22 protein-coding genes are annotated in these 22,997 nt (G+C 56.6%); 14 read left to right on the forward strand and 8 right to left on the reverse strand.

All coding sequences use genetic code 11. The annotated features are described in order from the left end of the window. Window positions 1-48: 48 nt before the first annotated feature. Window positions 49-645, forward strand: a complete 597-nt coding sequence (slmA, locus tag MC50_RS07740; protein ID WP_032690260.1) for a nucleoid occlusion factor SlmA — start codon at window positions 49-51, stop codon at window positions 643-645. 39 nt (window positions 646-684) lie between these two features. Here the strand turns inward: slmA and pyrE are convergent, their stop codons facing one another. Continuing rightward, complete coding sequence (pyrE, locus tag MC50_RS07745) at window positions 685-1,326, reverse strand: orotate phosphoribosyltransferase (protein WP_004868953.1); 642 nt, start codon at window positions 1,324-1,326, stop codon at window positions 685-687. A gap of 175 nt (window positions 1,327-1,501) precedes the next feature. Beyond that, window positions 1,502-2,218, reverse strand: coding sequence for a ribonuclease PH (gene rph, locus MC50_RS07750; protein WP_032690259.1), 717 nt, complete (start codon window positions 2,216-2,218; stop codon window positions 1,502-1,504). Between the two features lie 239 nt (window positions 2,219-2,457). On the opposite strand from rph, the gene MC50_RS07755 reads away from it, so the two are divergent. Together MC50_RS07755 and MC50_RS07760 are read left to right on the forward strand one after the other, a co-directional pair. Further along, on the forward strand, window positions 2,458-3,321 hold the full coding sequence (locus MC50_RS07755; protein WP_032690258.1) for a YicC/YloC family endoribonuclease: 864 nt from the start codon (window positions 2,458-2,460) through the stop codon (window positions 3,319-3,321). A gap of 207 nt (window positions 3,322-3,528) precedes the next feature. Beyond that, window positions 3,529-4,146: a trimeric intracellular cation channel family protein gene (locus MC50_RS07760; RefSeq protein ID WP_004868959.1), complete on the forward strand. Its 618-nt coding sequence runs from the start codon at window positions 3,529-3,531 to the stop codon at window positions 4,144-4,146. A gap of 5 nt (window positions 4,147-4,151) precedes the next feature. Here the strand turns inward: MC50_RS07760 and ligB are convergent, their stop codons facing one another. Continuing rightward, a complete protein-coding gene (ligB, locus tag MC50_RS07765; protein WP_046853330.1) occupies window positions 4,152-5,831 on the reverse strand; it encodes an NAD-dependent DNA ligase LigB in 1,680 nt (559 codons plus the stop codon). Between the two features lie 256 nt (window positions 5,832-6,087). Here ligB and gmk point away from each other — a divergent pair, with 256 nt between their 5' ends. From gmk to fpr, 7 genes are all read left to right on the forward strand, one after another. Continuing rightward, entirely contained in the window at window positions 6,088-6,711 is a 624-nt protein-coding gene (gene gmk / locus MC50_RS07770; RefSeq protein ID WP_032690256.1) for a guanylate kinase, read from the forward strand. Between the two features lie 54 nt (window positions 6,712-6,765). After that, window positions 6,766-7,041, forward strand: a complete 276-nt coding sequence (rpoZ, locus tag MC50_RS07775; protein WP_004868966.1) for a DNA-directed RNA polymerase subunit omega — start codon at window positions 6,766-6,768, stop codon at window positions 7,039-7,041. 18 nt (window positions 7,042-7,059) lie between these two features. Beyond that, the gene (gene spoT, locus MC50_RS07780) at window positions 7,060-9,180 is read left to right on the forward strand and encodes a bifunctional GTP diphosphokinase/guanosine-3',5'-bis pyrophosphate 3'-pyrophosphohydrolase (protein WP_032690255.1); all 2,121 of its coding nucleotides are present in this window, start codon (window positions 7,060-7,062) and stop codon (window positions 9,178-9,180) included. Window positions 9,181-9,345: 165 nt separating this feature from the next. Continuing rightward, complete coding sequence (gene trmH, locus MC50_RS07785) at window positions 9,346-10,107, forward strand: tRNA (guanosine(18)-2'-O)-methyltransferase TrmH (protein WP_047663596.1); 762 nt, start codon at window positions 9,346-9,348, stop codon at window positions 10,105-10,107. After that, window positions 10,108-12,189, forward strand: a complete 2,082-nt coding sequence (gene recG / locus MC50_RS07790) for an ATP-dependent DNA helicase RecG (protein ID WP_046853329.1) — start codon at window positions 10,108-10,110, stop codon at window positions 12,187-12,189. 67 nt (window positions 12,190-12,256) lie between these two features. After that, complete coding sequence (gene glpX / locus MC50_RS07795; protein ID WP_047665426.1) at window positions 12,257-13,267, forward strand: class II fructose-bisphosphatase; 1,011 nt, start codon at window positions 12,257-12,259, stop codon at window positions 13,265-13,267. A gap of 194 nt (window positions 13,268-13,461) precedes the next feature. Next, window positions 13,462-14,208, forward strand: coding sequence for a ferredoxin--NADP(+) reductase (fpr, locus tag MC50_RS07800; RefSeq protein WP_032698539.1), 747 nt, complete (start codon window positions 13,462-13,464; stop codon window positions 14,206-14,208). On the opposite strand, the gene MC50_RS07805 is transcribed toward fpr, so the two are convergent. Further along, on the reverse strand, window positions 14,209-14,637 hold the full coding sequence (locus MC50_RS07805; protein WP_032690251.1) for a DUF805 domain-containing protein: 429 nt from the start codon (window positions 14,635-14,637) through the stop codon (window positions 14,209-14,211). Between the two features lie 112 nt (window positions 14,638-14,749). Between MC50_RS07805 and MC50_RS07810 the strand changes: the two genes are divergently transcribed. Beyond that, window positions 14,750-15,349: a DUF1454 family protein gene (locus MC50_RS07810; RefSeq protein WP_032690250.1), complete on the forward strand. Its 600-nt coding sequence runs from the start codon at window positions 14,750-14,752 to the stop codon at window positions 15,347-15,349. Between the two features lie 110 nt (window positions 15,350-15,459). Then, a complete protein-coding gene (gene tpiA, locus MC50_RS07815; protein ID WP_015585511.1) occupies window positions 15,460-16,227 on the forward strand; it encodes a triose-phosphate isomerase in 768 nt (255 codons plus the stop codon). 112 nt (window positions 16,228-16,339) lie between these two features. On the opposite strand, the gene MC50_RS07820 is transcribed toward tpiA, so the two are convergent. The 4 genes from MC50_RS07820 to zapB all read right to left on the reverse strand — a co-directional run bounded on the left by MC50_RS07820 (window position 16,340) and on the right by zapB (window position 19,995). Next, window positions 16,340-17,644 carry an SLC13 family permease gene (locus MC50_RS07820; RefSeq protein WP_032697017.1) on the reverse strand — a complete coding sequence of 435 codons (1,305 nt, stop codon included), beginning with the start codon at window positions 17,642-17,644 and terminating at the stop codon, window positions 16,340-16,342. 108 nt (window positions 17,645-17,752) lie between these two features. Further along, the gene (locus MC50_RS07825; RefSeq protein WP_032690248.1) at window positions 17,753-18,508 is read right to left on the reverse strand and encodes a CDP-diacylglycerol diphosphatase; all 756 of its coding nucleotides are present in this window, start codon (window positions 18,506-18,508) and stop codon (window positions 17,753-17,755) included. A 91-nt stretch (window positions 18,509-18,599) separates the two neighbouring features. After that, the gene (locus MC50_RS07830) at window positions 18,600-19,589 is read right to left on the reverse strand and encodes a sulfate ABC transporter substrate-binding protein (protein ID WP_004868989.1); all 990 of its coding nucleotides are present in this window, start codon (window positions 19,587-19,589) and stop codon (window positions 18,600-18,602) included. 160 nt (window positions 19,590-19,749) lie between these two features. Next, complete coding sequence (zapB, locus tag MC50_RS07835; protein WP_086815662.1) at window positions 19,750-19,995, reverse strand: septal ring assembly protein ZapB; 246 nt, start codon at window positions 19,993-19,995, stop codon at window positions 19,750-19,752. Window positions 19,996-20,552: 557 nt separating this feature from the next. Between zapB and MC50_RS07840 the strand changes: the two genes are divergently transcribed. Further along, entirely contained in the window at window positions 20,553-21,398 is an 846-nt protein-coding gene (locus MC50_RS07840; RefSeq protein WP_032690247.1) for an MIP/aquaporin family protein, read from the forward strand. 21 nt (window positions 21,399-21,419) lie between these two features. Further along, complete coding sequence (glpK, locus tag MC50_RS07845) at window positions 21,420-22,925, forward strand: glycerol kinase GlpK (protein WP_047663597.1); 1,506 nt, start codon at window positions 21,420-21,422, stop codon at window positions 22,923-22,925. The last annotated feature ends 72 nt before the right edge of the window (window positions 22,926-22,997 follow it).

Genomic DNA, 22,997 nt, shown 5'->3' on the forward strand with positions numbered 1-22,997 from the left:
TGTGGATGCCTGCCTGACAAGTGCTTATTTTCAGGGGTATTTTAAAACATGGCAGAAAAACAAACTGCGAAAAGGAATCGTCGCGAAGAAATACTTCAGTCTCTGGCCCTGATGCTTGAATCCAGCGATGGTAGCCAACGCATTACCACAGCGAAACTGGCGGCGTCTGTCGGCGTGTCCGAAGCGGCGTTGTACCGCCATTTCCCCAGTAAAACCCGCATGTTCGATAGCCTGATCGAGTTTATCGAAGACAGTCTGATTACGCGCATCAATTTGATTTTAAAAGATGAAAAAGATACATCAGCGCGCCTGCGTCTGATTGTACTGCTGATTCTTGGGTTTGGTGAGCGTAATCCTGGGCTGACGCGCATTCTGACCGGCCATGCGCTGATGTTCGAACAGGATCGTCTCCAGGGGCGGATTAACCAGCTGTTTGAGCGTATCGAGGTTCAGCTACGCCAGGTCATGCGTGAGAAGAAAATGCGTGAAGGTGAAGGCTACACCATCGATGAGGCGCTACTGGCCAGCCAGCTACTGGCATTTTGCGAAGGCATGCTGTCGCGTTTTGTGCGCAGCGAGTTTAAATATCGTCCGACGGATGATTTTGACGCCCGCTGGCCGCTGGTCGCCGCACAGCTGCGGTAGCGGAAATCCCGGAGGCATATCGCCTCCGGGGCTTTTGACTTATACGCCAAACTCTTCGCGGTAAGCACGTACCGTCGCCAGATGCTCAGCCATCTCCGGCTTCTCTTCCAGATAGGCAATCAGGTCTTTCAGAGTAACGATAGAAATCACTTTGCAGCCGTAGTCACGCTCGACCTCCTGAATCGCCGAGATTTCGCCGCGACCGCGTTCCTGACGGTCCAGAGAGATCAGCACGCCGGCCAGTTCCGCGCCGTGCGCCTGGATAATTTCCATCGACTCGCGAATCGCGGTGCCTGCGGTAATCACATCGTCAACCAGCATGACGCGTCCCTGCAGGGGACTGCCGACCAGGTTGCCCCCTTCACCGTGGGTTTTTGCTTCTTTGCGGTTAAAGCAGTAAGGCAAATCCAGGTCATGGTGCTCCGCCAGCGCAACCGCGGTAGTCGTCGCGATAGGAATCCCTTTATAAGCCGGCCCAAACAGCAGATCGAAATCAATTCCGGAATCGACCAGCGCTTCGGCGTAGAAACGGCCTAACAGTGCCAGATCGCGCCCGGTATTAAACAGGCCGGCGTTGAAGAAATAGGGGCTCTTACGCCCGGATTTCAGCGTAAATTCGCCAAACTTAAGTACCTGCTTGTTAAGCGCAAACTCAATAAACTGGCGCTGATACGGTTTCATGGATTCGCTCCTCATCTTACTTTTCATCATTTAGGTTTACGCCAAATACTTCACGCGTCATCAGGCGGCACAGATACGTCGATAACGCTGTGAGCTGGTCGCGTGTGGCAGCCGAGAAAGACCGCATGAAGGATAAAACGTAAAAAAAAGGGCGGCTCATCAGCCGCCCTTAAAATTAATTTTCTAACGCCGCTTTCTGCGTCGCGACAATGGATTCGATACCCCCGCGGGCCAGCGCCAGCAAGGTGAGTAGCTCTTCGTGGGTAAACGGCTCGCCTTCCGCGGTGCCCTGTACCTCAATGATGCGACCATCTTCGGTCATCACTACGTTCATATCGGTTTCCGCCGCTGAATCCTCGACATATTCCAGATCGCAAAGCGCTTCGCCATTGACGATACCGACAGAAACCGCCGCCACCATCCCTTTCATCGGGTTGGTTTTCAGTTTACCCGCCGCGACCAGCTTATTCAGCGCATCGGCCAGTGCCACACAGGCGCCGGTAATCGATGCGGTACGAGTGCCGCCGTCTGCCTGCAGAACGTCGCAATCAAGGGTAATGGTGAATTCGCCAAGCGCTTTCAGGTCTACCGCCGCGCGCAGGGCACGGGCAATCAGACGCTGGATTTCCATGGTACGGCCGCCCTGTTTCCCTTTCGCGGCTTCACGCGCGTTACGGGTATGCGTTGCACGCGGCAGCATGCCATATTCCGCCGTGATCCAACCCTGGCCCTGACCTTTCAGGAAGCGCGGCACGCCTTCATCGATCGATGCGGTGCACAATACTTTAGTGTCACCAAATTCGACCAGCACGGAGCCTTCTGCGTGTATTGTATAGTTACGGGTCAGGGTGACGGGACGCACCTGATTAGCGCTACGACCTGCTGGACGCATAATGATCTCTCCGGCTTGAAACGAATGTGGCGCGCATTATACACAAAATCATGCGGGATGCATGAGGTGACGCGCCCCTGACAGCATAGATAACTGGCGCTCAGGGCGGAGCGATGCCGCCAACAGAGGGGCTGTCAGAAGGATAACGTGTATATACGGATAATGCTCGCTTATTCCTATCCTGATAAGGCCCTGAAAGCTATAATCCACCTCACTCTCCTTTAAAAACAGGAACGTCTATGATCCGCAGTATGACCGCCTATGCCCGGCGTGAAATCAAGGGTGAATGGGGCAGCGCCGCATGGGAACTGCGCTCGGTAAACCAACGATATCTGGAAACTTATTTCCGTCTGCCGGAGCAGTTCCGTAGCCTGGAGCCTGTCGTGCGCGAGCGTATTCGTTCTCGCCTGACCCGTGGCAAAGTTGAATGTACCTTGCGTTTTGAGCAGGATCCCAGCGCCCAGGGCGAGCTGATTCTCAACGAAAACCTGGCAAAACAGCTGGTCAATGCCGCCAACTGGGTCAAGATGCAGAGCGACGAAGGCGAAATCAACCCGGTTGATATTCTGCGCTGGCCTGGAGTCATGGCCGCTCAGGAACAAGATCTCGATGCGATTGCCGCCGATATTCTGTCGGCCCTGAACGGCGCGCTGGATGATTTTATCGTTGCCCGCGAGACCGAAGGTCAGGCGCTGAAAGCGCTTATTGAGCAACGTCTGGAAGGCGTCACCGCTGAGGTCGCCAAAGTGCGCGCTCATATGCCGGAAATCTTACAGTGGCAGCGCGAACGCCTGGTGGCCAAACTGGAAGATGCGGAAGTACAGCTGGAAAACAACCGTCTCGAACAAGAGCTGGTGCTAATGGCACAGCGTATCGACGTCGCCGAAGAGCTGGATCGTCTGGAAGCGCACGTAAAAGAGACCTGGAACATCCTGAAGAAGAAAGAAGCCGTTGGCCGCCGTCTTGACTTTATGATGCAGGAATTTAACCGCGAGTCGAACACGCTGGCATCAAAATCCATTAATGCCGAAGTGACCAATTCCGCCATCGAACTGAAAGTCCTGATCGAGCAAATGCGCGAGCAGATCCAGAACATCGAGTAATCTCTTTTGCTGGCTCGTCTTGTTGCGAGCCAGCATTACTTTTACTTATCTTTTTTTCTCATCCTTCGATCAACATCCCCCTGCAATACTGCTCATGAAATATCTTTCACATTAGTTTTTCCTGGTGTAAATGCTTCACCTTAGAAAATCTCAATCGTGATCTTACGCACAAATCGCTAATCTGCCCGACATCATTGTGGGGGATTTATGCTGCTTCATATTCTGTATTTAATCGGTATTACCGCGGAAGCGATGACCGGCGCTCTGGCCGCCGGTCGCCGCCGGATGGACACTTTTGGCGTCATCATCATTGCTACCGCCACCGCACTGGGCGGCGGCTCAGTCCGGGATATCCTGCTGGGCCACTACCCGCTGGGCTGGGTAAAACATCCGGAATACGTCATTATCGTCGCCGTCGCGGCAGTGTTAACGACCATTGCTGCGCCGGTCATGCCCCATCTGCGCCGCCTGTTTCTGGTCCTCGATGCCCTGGGCCTGGTGGTATTCTCGATTATCGGCGCGCAAATCGCGCTGGATATGGGAGAAGGACCGGTGATCGCCTCTATTGCCGCAGTGATTACCGGCGTATTTGGCGGCGTACTGCGGGACATGTTCTGCAAGCGCATCCCGCTGGTTTTCCAGAAAGAGCTGTATGCCGGCATCTCTTTTGCGGCAGCTATCCTCTATATTGCCCTGCAGCATTACGTCAGCAGCCACGACGTCGTGGTGATCTCCACCTTGCTGTTTGGCTTTACCGCTCGCATGCTGGCGCTGCGCTGGAAGCTGGGGCTGCCCGTCTTCCACTACAACCATAACGCCCACTGATCTCCTCAAAACCCGGGAATATGTTGCCCGCTGAGCCACTGCGCCAGCGCGGCAACATCCGGGTGCTGGAGAAAGGCAACCAGCTGTCTCGCTCTCTCTGCCCCCATGCCCGGTAGACGCTGCCACTGTTCTTCAGAACGTTCCCGTAGCTGCTGCCAGTTTTCCCTCGCCAGACCGGCAAGCGCCACCCGGGGTATCGGTACGCCCATCGCCTGGACCCAGCGCAGAAAGGGCTGTTCGCGCGCCAGATTAAACTGGTGCCAAAGCCGCTGCCCGCGCCCGGCGGTTATCCCTGGAATCCCCTGCAGCTGCGCTGGCGTCAATGTCAGCCACGAGAACAGATGCTCCAGCGGGCGCGCATGTTGCACCGTGCGCCACACTGATTCACCCACGCCATCAAGATTCAGAATCGGTTTTGACGACAGCCAGATAAGCCTTGCGAGAAACTGCGCGTCACACCCCGGCGTGGTGAAATAGCAGGTCAATGGGGTAAACCGTTCCGGGGGTGGCTGCGGTTTCGTACGCTGCGCCGATCGCCATACGACGCTGTCGAGACGCGGAATGCCCTGGCCCGCCAGACTGATTTGTAGCTGATCGCCGGGACCAATATCCAGGCGCTTCCAACGGGAAAGTGACCCGATACTGACTTGCTTAACCCGTTTGTCATCCAGGTACTGCGGCTCCAGCAGCGCGACGACGGAAATTTTGCCGCTGCGCCCGACCCGAAAGTGAATGCCGCGTACTTCCATTAACCGCGACGCCGGCGGATACTTCCACGCAACGACCCACTCACCCTGCCCTGGCGCCCACAATCGCCCGGCGGGTTCGTGGCCTCGGCGCACGACCACGCCATCGGTAGCAAAAGGCAGAGGCGAGGTTAACCAGCGCTCTCGCCACCGTACCACCTGCTGAGCATCCGTAACGGGCTGCGTAAAAGATGCGCTATGGAGAAATCCGCTCTTGCGCAACAGGGCCAGACGCTGGCGCATATCCTGAGGACCATCTGGCCATGCCCAGATAAAGATCCCCAGCTCCGCGAGCTGCGCCGAGTTATCAAGGCGCATCAGAGTACCGGCCACTTTCGCCCGGGCATTCATTCCCCCCATCTGCTTCTGCACATGTCCGTCGCGCTGCAGGAAAAGCTCTCCCTGCAGCACGCTGTTCGCCAGCTCGCCCTCCGTCACCTTCGGCACGGCAGGAATCTGCCGCACCCTGGCGGTCCACTCCTCCCCGGATCGACCATCGCCACGGCTAATGGCCTGTGCCAGCCGCCCGTGGCGATACACCAGCGTCACGGCGACACCGTCCACCTTCGGCTGCACCCAGAGATCCGTTTTATCGCGCATCCACCGCGCGACATCCGATTGATCGGCCAGTTTACGCACGCCGGTATGGGCAACCGGATGCCCGACCTCTCCGGTTGTGGGCGGCACATCAGCGTTATCCGCGGGCGACACCAGCGAAAAACAACGCCGCCACTGCATGAGTCGCGCCGAAAGCTGGTCGTATATCTCATCACTGACCCCACTGCTTCCCTGTCGCCAGTATGCATTGTTCCAGGCCGTCACCTGCTGGTTCAGACGATGTACCTCCTGCCGGGCCTGCGCCTGCGGCCATTCAGGGCAGGCAGTCTGCCCGTATCCAGCCACCGCCCACGCGCCAATCATCCAGATCCATTTATGCATGACTCCACCTCCTGTTTACCGGCGAACATTCTGCAGGAGAGCGGTTTTATGCGGCGACGAGGGATTTATCACGCTGCGATCGGACATCCAGACTTTGTTTGTCTTCTGTGTAATACACGGCGAAATCAGGGAAACGGCTAGCAAAATGAAAGAAACAGAAGCAAAAAGTGTGACAGGGACTGCGTCACGGTGCGGCGCCGTGTATAATAGGCTCGTATGTAGTATCTCTTTCGACAATCACATACAAAAGACTCTCATGGCTCAAGGCACGCTTTATATTGTTTCCGCCCCAAGTGGCGCGGGTAAATCCAGCCTGATTCAGGCTTTATTGAAAACCCAACCGCTGTACGACACCCAGGTCTCTGTTTCACATACCACGCGCGCGCCGCGTCCGGGTGAAGTGCACGGCGAACACTATTTCTTTGTTAATCACGACGATTTCAGAGCGATGATTAGCAGAGACGCATTTCTTGAGCACGCGGAAGTTTTTGGCAACTATTACGGCACCTCGCGCGAAACCATCGAGCAGGTACTGGCAACCGGCGTCGATGTCTTCCTGGATATCGACTGGCAGGGTGCTCAGCAAATCCGTCAAAAAATGCCTGGCGCGCGCAGCATCTTTATTCTGCCGCCGTCAAAAGATGAGCTTGACCGTCGCCTGCGTGGTCGCGGCCAGGACAGCGAAGAGGTGATCGCAAAACGTATGGCTCAGGCTGTTGCAGAAATGAGTCATTACGCGGAATATGATTACCTTATTGTGAATGATGATTTTGATACCGCGCTGAGCGATCTGAAAAACATTATTCGCGCCGAACGTCTGCGCATGAGCCGCCAAAAGCAGCGACATGGCGCTTTAATCACCAAACTGTTGGCAGACTGAACCCACATTCAGTATCATGCCCAGTCATTTCTTCATCTGTGGAGCATTTTAAGTATGGCACGCGTAACTGTTCAGGACGCTGTAGAGAAAATTGGTAACCGTTTTGACCTGGTACTGGTCGCCGCGCGTCGCGCTCGTCAGATGCAGGTTGGCGGAAAAGATCCGCTGGTACCGGAAGAAAACGATAAAACTACCGTAATTGCGCTGCGCGAAATCGAAGAAGGTCTGATCAACAACCAGATCCTCGACGTCCGCGATCGTCAAGAACAGCAAGAGCAGGAAGCCGCTGAATTACAAGCCGTTACCGCTATTGCCGAAGGTCGTCGTTAATCACGCAGTGGGTAGCCCTTGTATCTGTTTGAAAGCCTGAATCAGCTGATTCAAAATTACCTGCCGGAAGAGCAAATCAAGCGTCTTCGGCAGGCATATCTCGTTGCACGTGACGCTCACGAGGGCCAGACACGTTCAAGCGGTGAACCCTATATCACGCACCCGGTAGCGGTAGCCTGCATTCTGGCCGAGATGAAGCTCGACTATGAAACGCTGATGGCTGCGCTACTGCATGATGTGATTGAAGATACCCCTGCCACCTACCAGGATATGGAGCAGCTCTTTGGCAAAAGCGTTGCTGAGCTGGTAGAGGGGGTATCGAAACTTGATAAGCTCAAGTTCCGCGATAAGAAAGAGGCGCAGGCCGAAAACTTTCGCAAAATGATTATGGCGATGGTGCAGGACATCCGCGTCATCCTGATCAAACTTGCCGACCGCACGCACAACATGCGCACCCTGGGCTCACTCCGCCCGGATAAACGCCGCCGCATTGCCCGCGAAACGCTGGAGATCTACAGCCCGCTGGCCCACCGTTTAGGTATCCACCACATCAAAACCGAGCTCGAAGAGCTGGGCTTTGAAGCGCTGTATCCCAACCGCTATCGCGTCATCAAAGAAGTCGTCAAAGCGGCGCGCGGCAACCGTAAAGAGATGATTCAAAAGATCCTCTCTGAAATCGAAGGGCGTTTACAGGAAGCGGGAATCCCCTGTCGCGTCAGCGGTCGCGAGAAGCATCTGTACTCCATCTACTGCAAAATGGTGCTGAAAGAGCAGCGTTTTCACTCGATTATGGATATCTACGCCTTCCGCGTGATTGTGCATGATTCTGACACCTGCTACCGCGTGCTTGGCCAGATGCATAGCCTTTACAAGCCTCGTCCTGGCCGGATGAAAGATTACATCGCCATTCCCAAGGCGAACGGCTATCAATCTTTGCACACCTCGATGATCGGCCCTCACGGCGTCCCGGTTGAAGTACAAATTCGTACCGAAGACATGGATCAGATGGCAGAAATGGGGGTTGCGGCGCACTGGGCATATAAAGAGCACGGCGGCGAAAGCAGCACCACCGCACAAATCCGCGCGCAGCGCTGGATGCAGAGCCTGCTGGAGCTGCAGCAAAGCGCAGGCAGCTCGTTTGAATTTATCGAGAGCGTCAAATCCGATCTGTTCCCGGATGAGATTTACGTTTTCACCCCGGAAGGGCGTATTGTCGAACTCCCCGCTGGCGCCACGCCGGTGGATTTCGCCTACGCGGTGCATACCGATATCGGCCATGCCTGCGTTGGCGCACGCGTCGACCGCCAGCCGTATCCATTGTCCCAGTCGCTCTCCAGCGGCCAGACGGTGGAAATTATCACCGCACCGGGCGCACGTCCGAATGCCGCGTGGCTGAATTTTGTCGTCAGCTCAAAAGCGCGCGCCAAAATTCGCCAGCTGTTGAAAAACCTTAAGCGCGATGACTCCGTCAGCCTGGGCCGCCGTCTGCTCAACCATGCCCTGGGCGGCAGCCGTAAACTGGCTGAAATCCCGCAGGAGAGCATTCAGCGCGAACTGGAACGCATGAAGCTGGCCAGCCTTGACGATCTGCTGGCGGAAATTGGCCTCGGCAACGCGATGAGCGTCGTGGTAGCCAAAAACCTGCAACAGGGCGAGACCGTCACCGCACCGGCGCAGGGTGCCTCTTCAGGCCACGGTCATCTGCCGATTAAAGGCGCTGACGGCGTGCTGATTACCTTTGCGAAGTGCTGCCGTCCGATTCCCGGCGACCCGATTATCGCCCACGTCAGCCCCGGCAAAGGCCTGGTCATTCACCATGAGTCCTGCCGTAACATTCGTGGCTATCAGAAAGAGCCAGAGAAGTTTATGGCCGTCGAGTGGGATAAAGAGACCGCGCAGGAATTTATCACCGAAATTAAGGTGGATATGTTTAACCACCAGGGTGCACTGGCGAACCTCACCGCGGCCATTAACACCGCCTCTTCCAATATTCAGAGTCTGAATACCGAAGAAAAAGATGGTCGCGTGTACAGCGCGTTTATCCGCCTGACGGCGCGCGATCGCGTCCATCTGGCGAATATTATGCGCAAAATTCGCGTTATGCCGGATGTAATTAAAGTCACCCGTAACCGAAACTAACCTTGTGCGCAAAATCATTTGCGTTTTGCACCGTACCGGTCCCGAAGGGCCGTGCAGTCAGCCGGATCGCGCGGCGAGCGAATGAATTACCCGGCCCGTACAGGAATACGTAGCCGGGGTAATGAGTACGGCTAACGCCGAGGCAATTTGAAGGATGAAGTGTTTATGAATCCACAGCGTTATGCGCGTATCTGCGAGATGCTCGCCAGGCGCCAGCCTGACCTGACGGTCTGCATGGAGCAGGTCCATAAACCTCATAACGTCTCTGCGGTGATTCGTACCGCAGACGCCGTTGGCGTGCATGAAGTCCACGCCATCTGGCCCAGTAGCCGCATGCGTACGATGGCCTCTGCCGCCGCCGGCAGCAATAGCTGGGTGCAGGTTAAAACCCACCGCTCGATTGACGATGCCGTCAGCCATTTAAAGGGCCAGGGCATGCAGATCCTGGCCACTCACCTCTCTGACAAAGCCGTCGATTTCCGCGAAATCGACTATACCCGCCCAACCTGCATCCTGATGGGTCAGGAAAAAACCGGCATTACCCAGCAAGCCCTGGCGCTGGCCGATCGGGACATCATCATTCCGATGACTGGCATGGTGCAGTCGTTGAATGTCTCCGTCGCCTCGGCTCTGATTCTGTATGAAGCCCAGCGCCAACGGCAAAATGCGGGGATGTATAAGCGTGAGAACAGCATGCTGCCGGAAGAAGAACAGCAGCGCCTGCTGTTTGAAGGCGGGTATCCGGTACTGGCCAGAGTGGCAAAACAAAAAGGTCTGCCTTACCCCTACGTGAATGCGCAGGGCGAAGTCGAAGCCGATGACACGTGGTGGGCAACCATGCAGGCTTCTGGTTCCGCTCACAGCAGCACGCGGGACAACCGTGCCGGAGCAGGCCAGACAAGACGCAGTCTGAAGGATGAAGGATAAATGGCCGGTCGCCTGTTAGATGCTGTCCCGCTCAATTCGCTCACCGGCGTTGGAGCGGCACAAAGCAACAAACTGGCGAAAATCGGCCTGCATACCGTGCAGGATCTCCTTCTGCACCTGCCGCTACGCTATGAAGACCGCACCCATCTTTACCAGATAGGCGAGCTGCTGCCGGGCGTTTACGCCACCGTTGAGGGTGAAGTTCTCAGTAGCAACATCACCTTCGGCGGCCGCCGAATGATGACCTGCCAGATCAGCGACGGTTCCGGTATTCTCACCATGCGCTTTTTCAACTTCAACGCCGCCATGAAAAACAGCCTGGCGACCGGCCGCCGCGTGCTGGCCTACGGAGAAGCCAAACGGGGAAAATACGGGGCGGAGATGATTCACCCGGAATATCGCGTGCAGGGTGACATGAGCACACCCGATCTACAGGAAACGCTGACGCCGGTTTACCCCACCACCGAAGGCATCAAGCAGGCGACGCTGCGCAAGCTCACCGATCAGGCGCTGGAATTACTGGAGACCTGCGCCATCGCCGAGCTGTTGCCGCCCGAACTGGCTCAGGGAATGATGAGCCTGCCGGAGGCGCTACGCACATTACACCGTCCGCCGCCGTCGCTGCAGCTCAGTGACCTGGAAAGCGGTAAGCATCCGGCGCAACAGCGCTTAATTCTGGAAGAACTGCTGGCGCATAACCTGAGCATGCTGGCGCTTCGCGCCGGCGCCCAGCGTTATCATGCCCTGGCGCTCGGCGCAAACGACACATTCAAAAACCAGCTGCTGGCCTCCCTGCCCTTTAAGCCAACCGGCGCACAACAGCGAGTCACCGCCGAAATTGAACGCGATATGGCGCTCGATGTGCCGATGATGCGTCTGGTACAGGGCGACGTCGGCTCTGGTAAAACGTTGGTTGCCGCCCTCGCAGCGCTGCGGGCGATCGCTCACGGCAAACAGGTAGCGCTGATGGCGCCGACCGAACTGCTGGCGGAACAACACGCCAATAACTTCCGCCAGTGGTTCGCGCCGCTGGGCATCGAAGTGGGCTGGCTGGCCGGCAAACAGAAGGGGAAAGCCCGCCAGGCACAGCAGGAGGCCATCGCCAGCGGCCAGGTACAGATGATCGTCGGCACCCACGCCATTTTTCAGGAACAGGTGCAGTTCAACGGTCTGGCGCTGGTGATTATTGATGAGCAGCACCGCTTCGGCGTCCACCAGCGTCTGGCGTTGTGGGAAAAAGGCCAGCAGCAGGGCTTCCATCCCCATCAGCTGATCATGACCGCCACCCCGATTCCACGAACCCTGGCGATGACCGCCTACGCCGATCTTGATACCTCAGTTATCGACGAATTGCCGCCGGGCCGAACGCCGGTCACCACGGTGGCCATCCCTGATACCCGTCGCCACGATATTATCGATAGGGTTCGCAACGCCTGTACTCAGGAAGGGCGTCAGGCCTACTGGGTCTGCACCCTGATCGAAGAGTCCGATCTGCTGGAAGCGCAGGCGGCAGAAGCGACATGGGAAGAGCTTAAGCTCGCGCTGCCGGAGCTGAATATCGGCCTCGTGCATGGCCGGATGAAACCGGCAGATAAACAGGCGGTTATGCAGGCCTTCAAGCAGGGCGAACTGCACCTGCTGATCGCCACCACGGTCATTGAGGTCGGGGTCGACGTACCGAATGCCAGCCTGATGATTATCGAGAACCCGGAACGTCTGGGGCTGGCGCAGTTGCACCAGCTCAGAGGACGCGTCGGGCGCGGCGCGGTCGCTTCCCACTGCGTGCTACTCTATAAATCACCGCTGTCAAAAACGGCGCAGAAACGCCTGCAGGTTCTGCGCGACAGCAACGACGGTTTCGTTATTGCCCAGAAAGACCTGGAAATCCGCGGCCCCGGCGAGCTACTCGGTACCCGACAAACCGGCACCGCCGAGTTTAAAGTCGCCGATCTGCTGCGCGATCAGGCGATGATCCCGGACGTTCAGCGCATCGCTCGTCATATTCACGAACGTTATTCTCAGCAGGCCCAGGCGCTTATTGAACGCTGGATGCCGGAAACCGAACGCTATTCCAACGCCTAGCGTCCGCTCTGTCCCACAAGGCCAGAGCAGGATGCTGCGCGCAATTTATCTTCACAACGAGTGGATTATGAAACGAGAACTGGCCATCGAATTTTCGCGTGTCACCGAGGCTGCCGCGCTGGCAGGCTATAAATGGCTGGGCCGCGGCGATAAAAATACCGCCGACGGCGCCGCCGTCAACGCCATGCGCATTATGCTCAACCTGATTAATATCGACGGCACCATCGTAATTGGCGAAGGTGAAATCGATGAAGCGCCGATGCTGTATATCGGTGAGAAGGTCGGCACCGGCAACGGTGATGCGGTGGATATCGCCGTTGACCCTATCGAAGGGACGCGCATGACGGCCATGGGCCAGGCCAATGCGCTGGCGGTGATGGCGGTCGGCGATAAAGGCTGCTTCCTGAACGCGCCGGACATGTACATGGAAAAACTGATTGTCGGTCCAGGGGCAAAAGGGGCGATTGACCTCAATCTGCCGCTGGCGGAGAACCTGCGTAATGTCGCAGCGGCGCTGAATAAACCGCTGGCCGAGCTGACCGTCACCATTCTGGCCAAACCGCGTCATGATGCGGTGATTGCCGAACTCCAGCAGTCGGGCGTTCGCGTCTTCGCCATTCCGGATGGCGATGTGGCAGCGTCGATTCTGACCTGCATGCCGGACAGCGAAGTAGACGTCCTGTATGGCATCGGCGGCGCCCCGGAAGGGGTGGTTTCCGCCGCGGTGATCCGCGCTCTGGATGGCGACATGCAGGGTCGCCTGCTGGCTCGTCACGATGTCAAAGGCAATACCGCAGAAAATCGTCGTATCGGCGAGAACGAGCTGGCGCGTTGCAAAGAGATGGGCATCGAAGCGGGCAAAGTGCTGCGCCTGGACGAAATGGCCCGTAGTGATAATGTGGTGTTCTCCGCAACCGGTATTACCAAAGGCGATCTGCTCGATGGCATTACCCGTAAGGGCAATATGGCCACCACCGAAACGCTGCTGATTCGCGGTAAATCCCGTACGATTCGCCGTATTCAGTCCATTCATTATCTCGACCGTAAAGACCCGGATATCCAGCTGCATATTCTGTAAACATCCGATCGCCCGTGCGGAATGCACGCTGGCGCCAGGCCCAGGGACGGGCCGAAAACGGATGCCGCCAACCCACAGGCAATTGAAGTATGACGGGAATATTTGATCAATAGAGCTTTTCGGCGCCGTCAGGCTGGAAATCTTTGCCGCGTGCAACGAAGATAAGGCAACGCTTTGCGCAACGGGAGAAGATGATGGCGGACTGGGTTAGCGGTAAAGTAAAAAAAATAGAGTTCTGGACCGATACGCTGTTCAGTTTGTACGTCCACGCGCCCGTTCACCCGTTTACCGCCGGGCAATTTACCAAGCTCGGACTGGAAATTGACGGTGAGCGCGTTCAGCGCGCCTATTCCTACGTTAACGCGCCGGGCAATCCCGATCTGGAATTCTATCTGGTCACCGTCCCGGACGGTAAGCTCAGTCCACGCCTTGCGGCGCTCAAACCGGGCGATGACGTTCAGCTGGTCAGCGAAGCCGCGGGATTCTTCGTTCTGGAAGAGGTGCCTGACTGCGAAACCTTATGGATGCTGGCGACCGGCACCGCGCTCGGCCCGTATCTGTCAATTCTGCAGGAAGGTAAAGACCTTGAGCGCTTCAAAAACCTGGTGCTGGTCCATGCCGTGCGCTATGAGGCCGATTTAAGCTACCTGCCGCTAATGCGCGAATTAGAACAGCGCTATGGAGGAAAGCTGCGGATTCAGACCGTCGTGAGCCGTGAAACCGCCGCCGGTTCGCTGACCGGACGGATTCCGTTTCTTATCGACACCGGCGCCCTGGAAGAGGCCGTTGGCCTGCCGATGAACGCCGATACCAGCCACGTGATGCTGTGTGGAAACCCGCAGATGGTGCGTGATACCCAGCAGCTGTTGAAAGAAACCCGGCAGATGACCAAACATTTGCGCCGCCGCCCGGGCCACATGACCGCCGAGCAATACTGGTAATCAGGGCTCCGCCTTCCAGCGAACATCCTGCGTATCTTTACCAAATTTATTCTCGCCCTGGGTGCCGACAAATGCGCCCAGGTCGATGAACATCATGACGATAATCAGCGTCGGCACAAACCGCCCGACAACCCATTGCCAGACGCCCGGCAGCACCGACCAGTTCCCCGCCAGCAGCATCCACGCCAGAATCATCAGCAGCGCCCAGAGCCCCGATTTACCGCGATCGTGCAGGCGTTTGATCGTCACCGCCGCCGTCGGCCACAGCAGGCACACCAGGATAAACGCGGCGGTCTGCACATTGAGCAAATGGGTGCCGGCCAGGGTAAAGAGCGCGCTCATGGCAAGAACCCAGATGGCCATCCAGATCCAGAAATCACGGCGCCCGATACGCCCCTTAATTGAGAACATCCACTGCTGTAGGGTCATGTTTTATTCCTTATCATCATCATTCGCGTAGTTTACCCTGAAGCCGTCACTTTTTGACAAGCGCGACGGTTCCCGTTTTAATCGTCTGCAGGCAAAAAAAGGAAAGACCGGCATGAAGACGTGGATGACTGTATGTTTTATTGGGCTGACGGCCATATCCGTCGGCCCGAAGGCGTTGTCCGCGGTGCCCGAATCCTCCGCCACCGCCCCTTATCTGCTGGCGGGCGCCCCTACCTTTGATATGTCTATCAGCGACTTTCGGGAAAAATTCAATGCGCAGAATCCGAAGCTGCAGCTGAATGAATTTCGCGCCATTGCCTCCAGCCGCGACAGGGAAAATCTGACCCGTGCGGCGAGCAAAATTAATGAAAATCTCTACGCCTCCACGGCGCTGGAGCGCGGTACTCTGAAAATAAAATCGATGCAGGTGACCTGGCTACCTATTCAGGGGCCCGAGCAGAAAGCGGCGAAGGCCAAAGCGCAGGAGTATATGAGCGCCGTGTTACGCATATTCGCGCCCACCTTAAGCGTGGCTCAGAGCCAGCAAAAACTGCAGAAAATGCTCGCCGCCGGCAAGGGAAAACGTTACTTCGCTGAAACGGAAGGTGCGATACGTTATGTTGTCGCAGACAACGGTGAAAAAGGACTGACCTTCGCTGTTGAACCGATTAAGCTGGCGCTATCTGAAACGCTGGAGAGCAATAATAAATGACAAAAAGCAAAGCCTTTCCAACGATGAATCTCTATACTGTTTGACAGACCATGCTGCCCTGACGGGTGGCTATATTCCTTAATTCGCTTAACGTAGCGTGGAGAATTAAAATGCGACATCCTTTAGTGATGGGTAACTGGAAACTGAACGGCAGCCGCCATATGGTAAACGAACTGGTTGCTAACCTGCGTACCGAACTGGCTGGCGTTTCTGGCTGTGCCGTTGCAATCGCTCCGCCAGAAATGTACATCGATCTGGCTAAGCATGCGGCAGAAGGTAGCCACATTCACCTGGGCGCGCAGAACGTTGACCTGAACCTGTCCGGCGCATTCACCGGTGAAACCTCGGCTCAAATGCTGAAAGATGTCGGTGCTGAATACATCATCATCGGTCACTCTGAGCGTCGTACTTACCACAACGAGTCTGACGAGTTCATCGCTAAGAAATTCGCGGTTCTGAAAGAACAGGGTCTGATTCCGGTTCTGTGCATCGGCGAAACTGAAGCAGAAAACGAAGCGGGCAAAACGGAAGAAGTGTGCGCACGTCAGATCGACGCCGTTCTGAAAACTCAGGGCGCTGCGGCATTCGAAGGCGTGGTTATCGCTTACGAACCTGTCTGGGCAATCGGCACCGGCAAATCAGCGACTCCGGCACAGGCTCAGGCCGTGCACAAATTCATTCGCGATCACATTGCGAAAGCAGACGCGAAAGTGGCTGAGCAGGTCATCATCCAGTACGGCGGTTCCGTTAACGCTTCTAACGCAGCAGAACTGTTCACCCAGCCGGACATCGACGGCGCGCTGGTTGGCGGCGCCTCCCTGAAAGCAGACGCTTTCGCGGTGATCGTTAAAGCAGCTGAAGCAGCGAAAAAAGCGTAACCTGCACTCATCCCGGCCCCGGCGGCGCACCGCTTACCGGGGTGAAGGGATAGCGCAATACGAGGAGCCCGGACAACGCGCGCAGGCGCCGCATCCGGGCTTTTTTATGCCGCTACAATTTCCCCAACGCGTGATACCACAGATAGTCCAGCGGCAGCAGAATCAAATAGCTCACCGCCGCCAGCACGATACACAGCAGCATTCCCGCCCGCGCCGGCACTTTGCCTAGCCCCATCGCCACGACAATCGGCGACGCCTGATACGGCAGCAGCGGCGTGGAATAGCCCAATACCTGAATCATAATCACGCTTAGCAGCGGGAAACCGGTGGCATCGGAAAAGCTCTGCGCAAAAGTGGTGTACAGCGCGGGGACGCCGTTAGCGGTCATAATAAAGTTCAGGGCGCTGGTCATGCCGGTTAATGCCAGGAAGCTGGTGAACGGACTCTCTTTGTCGAGCGGCATCACCTGCAGCAGCGCATTGCCGACCACCTCGCCGATCCCCGTTTGGGTGACGGTAATCGCCAGTCCGAGGATCCCGGCGACGTAAATGCAGGTGCGTATATTCACCCCGCTGGAGAACTCCTCCCCGCTGATAAAGCCAACCCGCGGCAGCAGCGTGACGACTGCGGCTGCCAGTCCCGTCCAGGCGGGCCCGATACCGTGCCAGCTCTCGCTCACCCACAGCACCAGCACTACGGCCAGCAGCCAGGCCAGGCGCTTCTCGTCCCGACTCATCGGCGGAAGCGGCGTCAGTTCGCGCGGCGGATGCGGCTTGCCCGGGAACAGCCAGCAAATCAGAGCAATTAAGATCCCCCCCTTCAGCCAGCCCAGCACCGGCGTGTGCAGCAGCAAGTACGGCAGGTAATTAAGGTGGATCCCGTACGAACCTTCGGCGGCGCCGCTCATCACCAGGTTCGGGACGTTGGCGGGCAGAATGGTCGCCGACAGCTGAAAGGTCCCAAACCCCACCGCCAGCGCCAGCCCATACCAGGCCCGCGTGCCGTCTGCGATACCGGCCCGCTTCGCCATCGCCGCCACGATGGGCATCAGCAGCGCGATGCGCCCCATATTCGACGGCATCACGAAGGCCAGCGCATAGCTGAGTAGCACGACGCTACCCACCATCAACGGCCAGGAGTCCGTCAGTCGCGCCGATAGCGCCCGCGCCGCTCTGTCCGCCAGTCCGGTTTTACGAATCGCAATCCCGAGGACGAAGCCGCTGAATACCAGCCAGAATGCTGACGAGGCAAACCCGCCAAAGATCGCTTCCGGCGGCGCAATTTTGGCGATCATCGCCGCCGCGAAAAACAGCAGCGCGGTCATAAACTCCGGCAACAGCGAGGTCGCCCACAGCAGAATGGTTATCGCGATAATCAGCGAGGGAAGGAACAGAGGGTGAGAAAACCAGAGCGACATGCCTGTCTCCTGTCGTTTTTTCTGCAAGAATACGATCGGGGGCGAGGCAGGTAAACCTATCAAAAAATAGCCAGCCATGCGGGAACCCGCATGGCTCAGCAATAAAGGTTATTTCAGGATCGAGCAGCGATGATCCTGAATCTCTTCCGCAGAGGCACGATTCAGGGTCAGCAGGTTGCGCTCGGTCGCCAGCAGCACCAGCGAGCCATCGCTCTGTTTCGCCAGCGCCAGCGCAAAGCGCCCCATATGTTCACGCGCCTCCGGCACCTCTTCCGCCAGCATCAGAAACGGGCTACGCTGCGCCAGTTCGGACTCAGTCACTCGCCGCGCGAGATATTCATGGCCGAGCAAACCACCGGGAAGCGGCAGCCATCGGCTGCTGATGGCGGCGGTATCGTTATCCAGCCGGGCACGCACATCTTCGCGTAGGCAGGAGATATGAATATGGAAATGGTTTTGCGTGCGTCCGCTACGGGAGTTAATGGCTAATGACACGGCGCTATCCGGTATCGCCGAACCGCGGCGCTCACTCATGATGTCGCGTCCCTGCCATGCCTGCCAGAAGAAGTTCGGCGTTAACGGGTCGAGCAGCAGCGGGCTCTCGGTGCCGTTAATTCGGTACGTCGGCATCAGCAAATACTGCAGGGGTCCGTTACGATCTTTAAACAGCACGTAACCGCCCTGCAGATTAACGTCGGCACACGGCGAGGGAGTTTGGTGCTGCTGTTGATTAGGAACGCATTGCTGCAAAACAATCTGTCGCAGCGCGTCAGGGTTACCGGAATGCAGCCAGTACCAGCCGCCGGCCGCCGCTGCCAGCACAAGCACCGGCAGCAGCCATAAAAGGTATCGTACTCTTCTCATCATCTTTTCCTGTCCAGCCAGAAACGGAAGAGTAGCGTAGTTTGATGACTAAATAAAAACGCCCGGCTATTTAACCGGGCGTTCGGAACGATTAACGCTGACTGATTTGATCGAAAGTGCCGCCGTTTGAGAAGTGCTCTTTCTGGGCCTTAGTCCAGCCACCAAACTCCTGGTCGATGGTAAACAGCTTCAGTTTCGGGAACTCATCGGCATATTTCTTCGCCACTGCCGGGTCACGTGGGCGGTAGAAGTTCTTCGCCGCAATCTCCTGGCCTTCCGGCGAGTAGAGATACTTCAGGTAAGCTTCAGCCACCTGGCGGGTGCCTTTTTTATCGACCACTTTATCAACCACGGAGACGGTCGGTTCAGCAAGAATCGATTCGCTCGGAGTCACAATTTCAAACTTATCTTTGCCCAGCTCGTTCGCCGCCAGCAGCGCTTCGTTCTCCCACGCAATCAGCACATCGCCGATCCCGCGTTCAACAAAGGTATTGGTCGAACCGCGCGCGCCGGAATCCAGCACTTCGACGTTCTTATACAGCGCCTTCACAAACTCCTGGGCTTTTGCCTGGTCGCCGTGATTCTGGTGCAGGGCATAGCCCCAGGCGGCCAGGTAGTTCCAGCGTGCGCCGCCGGAGCTTTTCGGGTTTGGCGTAATCACCGACACACCCGGTTTAATCAGGTCGTTCCAGTCATGAATCTGTTTTGGGTTGCCTTTACGCACCAGGAACACGATGGTGGAGGTATACGGCGCGGAGTTATCCGGCAGACGTTTCAGCCAGTTTTTATCGATACGGCCGCGTTCAGCGATCGCATCAACATCGTAGGCCAGCGCCAGCGTCACGACATCGGCTTCGATACCGTTGATCACCGACGTCGCCTGTTTACCGGAGCCGCCATGCGACTGGCGAATCACCACATTGTCGCCGGTTTCTTGTTTCCAGTGCGCGCTGAATGCCTTGTTGTACTGTTCGTACAGCTCGCGCGTTGGATCATAAGATACGTTTAATAACTGAATGTCTTTGGCCAGAACGCTGGCGGATGCCAGCAACAGAGTTAACCCAACGCCCCACTTGTTCATCGCACCGCTCTCTTTATGTCGTGTTGTGATGAGTTAAGCGTGCCAGAAAGCGAAACAATGATTAAAGAATAAAAAAAGATTGGCTATAACTTGCGAGTATATGTAAAGCGGAGGGGAATGCTTACCCTCTCCAGGAGAGGAGAGGGTGAGGGCGAGAGGGTTACACTTCTTCCATGCGACCCAACAGCGCCTGCAGACGATCCTGCCAGCCCTGCAGCTGTTCTCTCAGCTGACCGTTTTCACGCTCCAGCTCTTCACGGCCGTGCTGTGCGCCCTGGACTTCCTGCGCCAGCGTGTTGTTTTTTTCTTTCAGCTCTTCGATTTCCATCTGCAACAGAGTGATGGTATCAATCGCCTGCTGTACTTTTGATTCTAATTTCTCAAACACTTCTAATGACATCGTCATACCTCTCCTGAACTTGCAAGGCGTTGATAGAGTACTATCCCGTACACGTCGTCCTTCAAGCTGCTTCTGCGTTAGCGGGTGCTTCCCGAACACTTACCGAAGTAAGCGGCGAGGATTCATTCGCTTGCCGTTTTGACACATCCCGAATGATGTTGTGTACCTACGCGGTGACGCCTTAACGAAAATAAGCGCACTACAGTGGTCATGCAGTCGATTGTATGAATCCCCGCCTTCCCTGTCCAGCGACAACCCGCGCAGATTGCGGTTTGCAACACTTTTCAGTCTTTACCTGGCGCATTCGGCGCGTTTCTGTGGAAGTTATCCTGCAATTGTTAATCAATGGGTTAACAAAATCCGCCGGAAAAGCGGGGCAAATGTGTCACAACACGCGTTTATGGCGCGAAAACGCTCATTTTCTTGACGCAGCACACACATTTATATTTCGATATTTCTCGTTTTTGTTCGTTAACGATAAATTAACACTATGCCTACAAGGCAGCGTGGTCGTCTATGACCTTCATACATACAATAATCACCACTTCGCTTCAGGATTCGATATGAGCCAAACATCAACATTAAAAGGCCAGTGCATCGCAGAGTTCCTCGGTACCGGGTTGTTGATCTTTTTCGGCGTTGGGTGCGTCGCGGCGCTCAAAGTTGCGGGAGCCAGCTTCGGTCAGTGGGAAATCAGCATCATCTGGGGTCTGGGGGTGGCCATGGCTATCTACCTGACCGCGGGCGTATCCGGTGCGCACCTTAACCCGGCGGTCACTATCGCATTGTGGCTGTTTGCCTGCTTCGACGGGCGTAAAGTTGTTCCTTTTATCATTTCTCAATTCGCAGGCGCCTTTTGCGCCGCGGCGTTAGTTTACGGGCTTTACTACAATCTTTTCTTCGATTTCGAACACAGCCACAATATGGTGCGCGGTAGCGTCGAAAGTCTTGAGCTGGCCGGTATTTTCTCCACTTACCCGAACCCACACATCAATTTTGTGCAGGCTTTCGCGGTAGAAATGGTGATTACCGCTATCCTGATGGGCGTTATCCTGGCACTGACTGATGACGGCAATGGGATTCCGCGTGGTCCGCTGGCGCCGCTACTAATCGGCCTGTTGATTGCGGTTATCGGCGCATCCATGGGACCGCTGACCGGATTTGCCATGAACCCGGCCCGCGACCTCGGACCAAAAACGTTTGCCTGGCTTGCCGGCTGGGGCGACGTCGCCTTCACCGGCGGTAAAGATATTCCTTATTTCCTGGTGCCGCTGTGCGCACCGGTGGTGGGCGCCGCGCTGGGCGCGTTCAGCTATCGTAAGTTGATCGGCCGCCACCTGCCTTGCGACACCTGCGTCGAGGAAGTGAAAGAGAGCACCTCGACTACGCAACACAACGCTTCGCTGTAATCTGACTACGGGACTCATACTATGACCGACAAAAAATATATCGTTGCGCTCGACCAGGGCACCACCAGCTCCCGAGCCGTTGTGATGGATCACGATGCCAATATCGTCAGCGTTTCTCAGCGAGAATTTGAACAAATTTATCCGCATCCAGGCTGGGTTGAGCATGACCCGATGGAGATCTGGGCGTCGCAAAGCTCCACGCTGGTTGAAGTGCTGGCAAAAGCCGATATTAGCTCCGACGAGATCGCCGCAATCGGGATCACTAACCAACGTGAAACCGCCATTGTGTGGGAGCGCGAAACCGGTAAACCGATCTATAACGCTATCGTCTGGCAGTGCCGTCGTACCGCAGAGATCTGTGAACAGCTCAAACGTGACGGCATGGAAGAGTACATTCGCAAGGCCACCGGCCTGGTGGTTGACCCGTACTTCTCCGGCACCAAAGTAAAATGGATTCTCGATCACGTGGAAGGCGCCCGCGAGCGGGCAAAACGCGGCGAACTGCTGTTCGGAACCGTGGATACCTGGCTGGTGTGGAAAATGACCCAGGGCCGCGTCCACGTGACCGACTACACCAACGCCTCGCGTACCATGCTGTTCAACATCCACGAACTGGACTGGGATGACAAGATGCTGGAGGCGCTGGATATTCCGCGCGCCATGCTGCCGGAAGTGCGCAAGTCTTCCGAGGTATACGGTCAAACCAACATCGGTGGTAAAGGCGGCACGCGTATTCCTATCGCCGGTATCGCCGGTGACCAGCAGGCGGCGCTGTTCGGCCAGCTGTGCGTCAAAGAGGGGATGGCAAAAAACACCTACGGCACCGGCTGCTTTATGCTGATGAATACCGGGGAAAAAGCGGTAACCTCCACGCATGGCCTGCTGACCACGATCGGCTGCGGCCCACGCGGGGAAGTGAACTATGCGCTGGAAGGCGCAGTCTTCATGGCCGGCGCCTCCATTCAGTGGCTGCGCGATGAAATGAAGCTTATCAACGACGCCTTCGATTCCGAATATTTCGCCACTAAAGTGAAAGACACCAACGGCGTGTATGTGGTTCCGGCCTTTACCGGTCTCGGCGCGCCATACTGGGACCCGTATGCGCGCGGCGCCATCTTTGGCCTGACGCGCGGGGTGAACGCCAACCATATTATTCGCGCCACGCTGGAGTCTATCGCCTATCAGACACGCGATGTACTGGAAGCGATGCAGGCAGATTCAGGGATTCGTCTGCACGGCCTGCGCGTCGACGGCGGTGCCGTGGCCAACAACTTCCTGATGCAGTTCCAGTCCGATATTCTGGGTACCCGCGTAGAGCGCCCGGAAGTGCGTGAAGTGACGGCGCTGGGCGCCGCTTACCTCGCAGGTCTGGCCGTTGGCTTCTGGCAAAATCTGGATGAGCTGCAGGAGAAAGCGGTGATTGAGCGCGAGTTCCGCCCGGGTATCGAAACCACCGAGCGTAACTACCGCTACAACGGCTGGAAAAAAGCGGTGAAACGCGCGCTGGCGTGGGAAGAACACGAGTAACCGCGACCACAGGACTGCCCCGGTGACGCTACGCTTACCGTGCCTACAGAGTCAGGATTTTGTAGGCACGGT

It is taken from the genome of Klebsiella planticola, from assembly GCF_000783935.2.
GTDB classification, from domain to species: Bacteria; Pseudomonadota; Gammaproteobacteria; order Enterobacterales; family Enterobacteriaceae; genus Klebsiella; species Klebsiella planticola.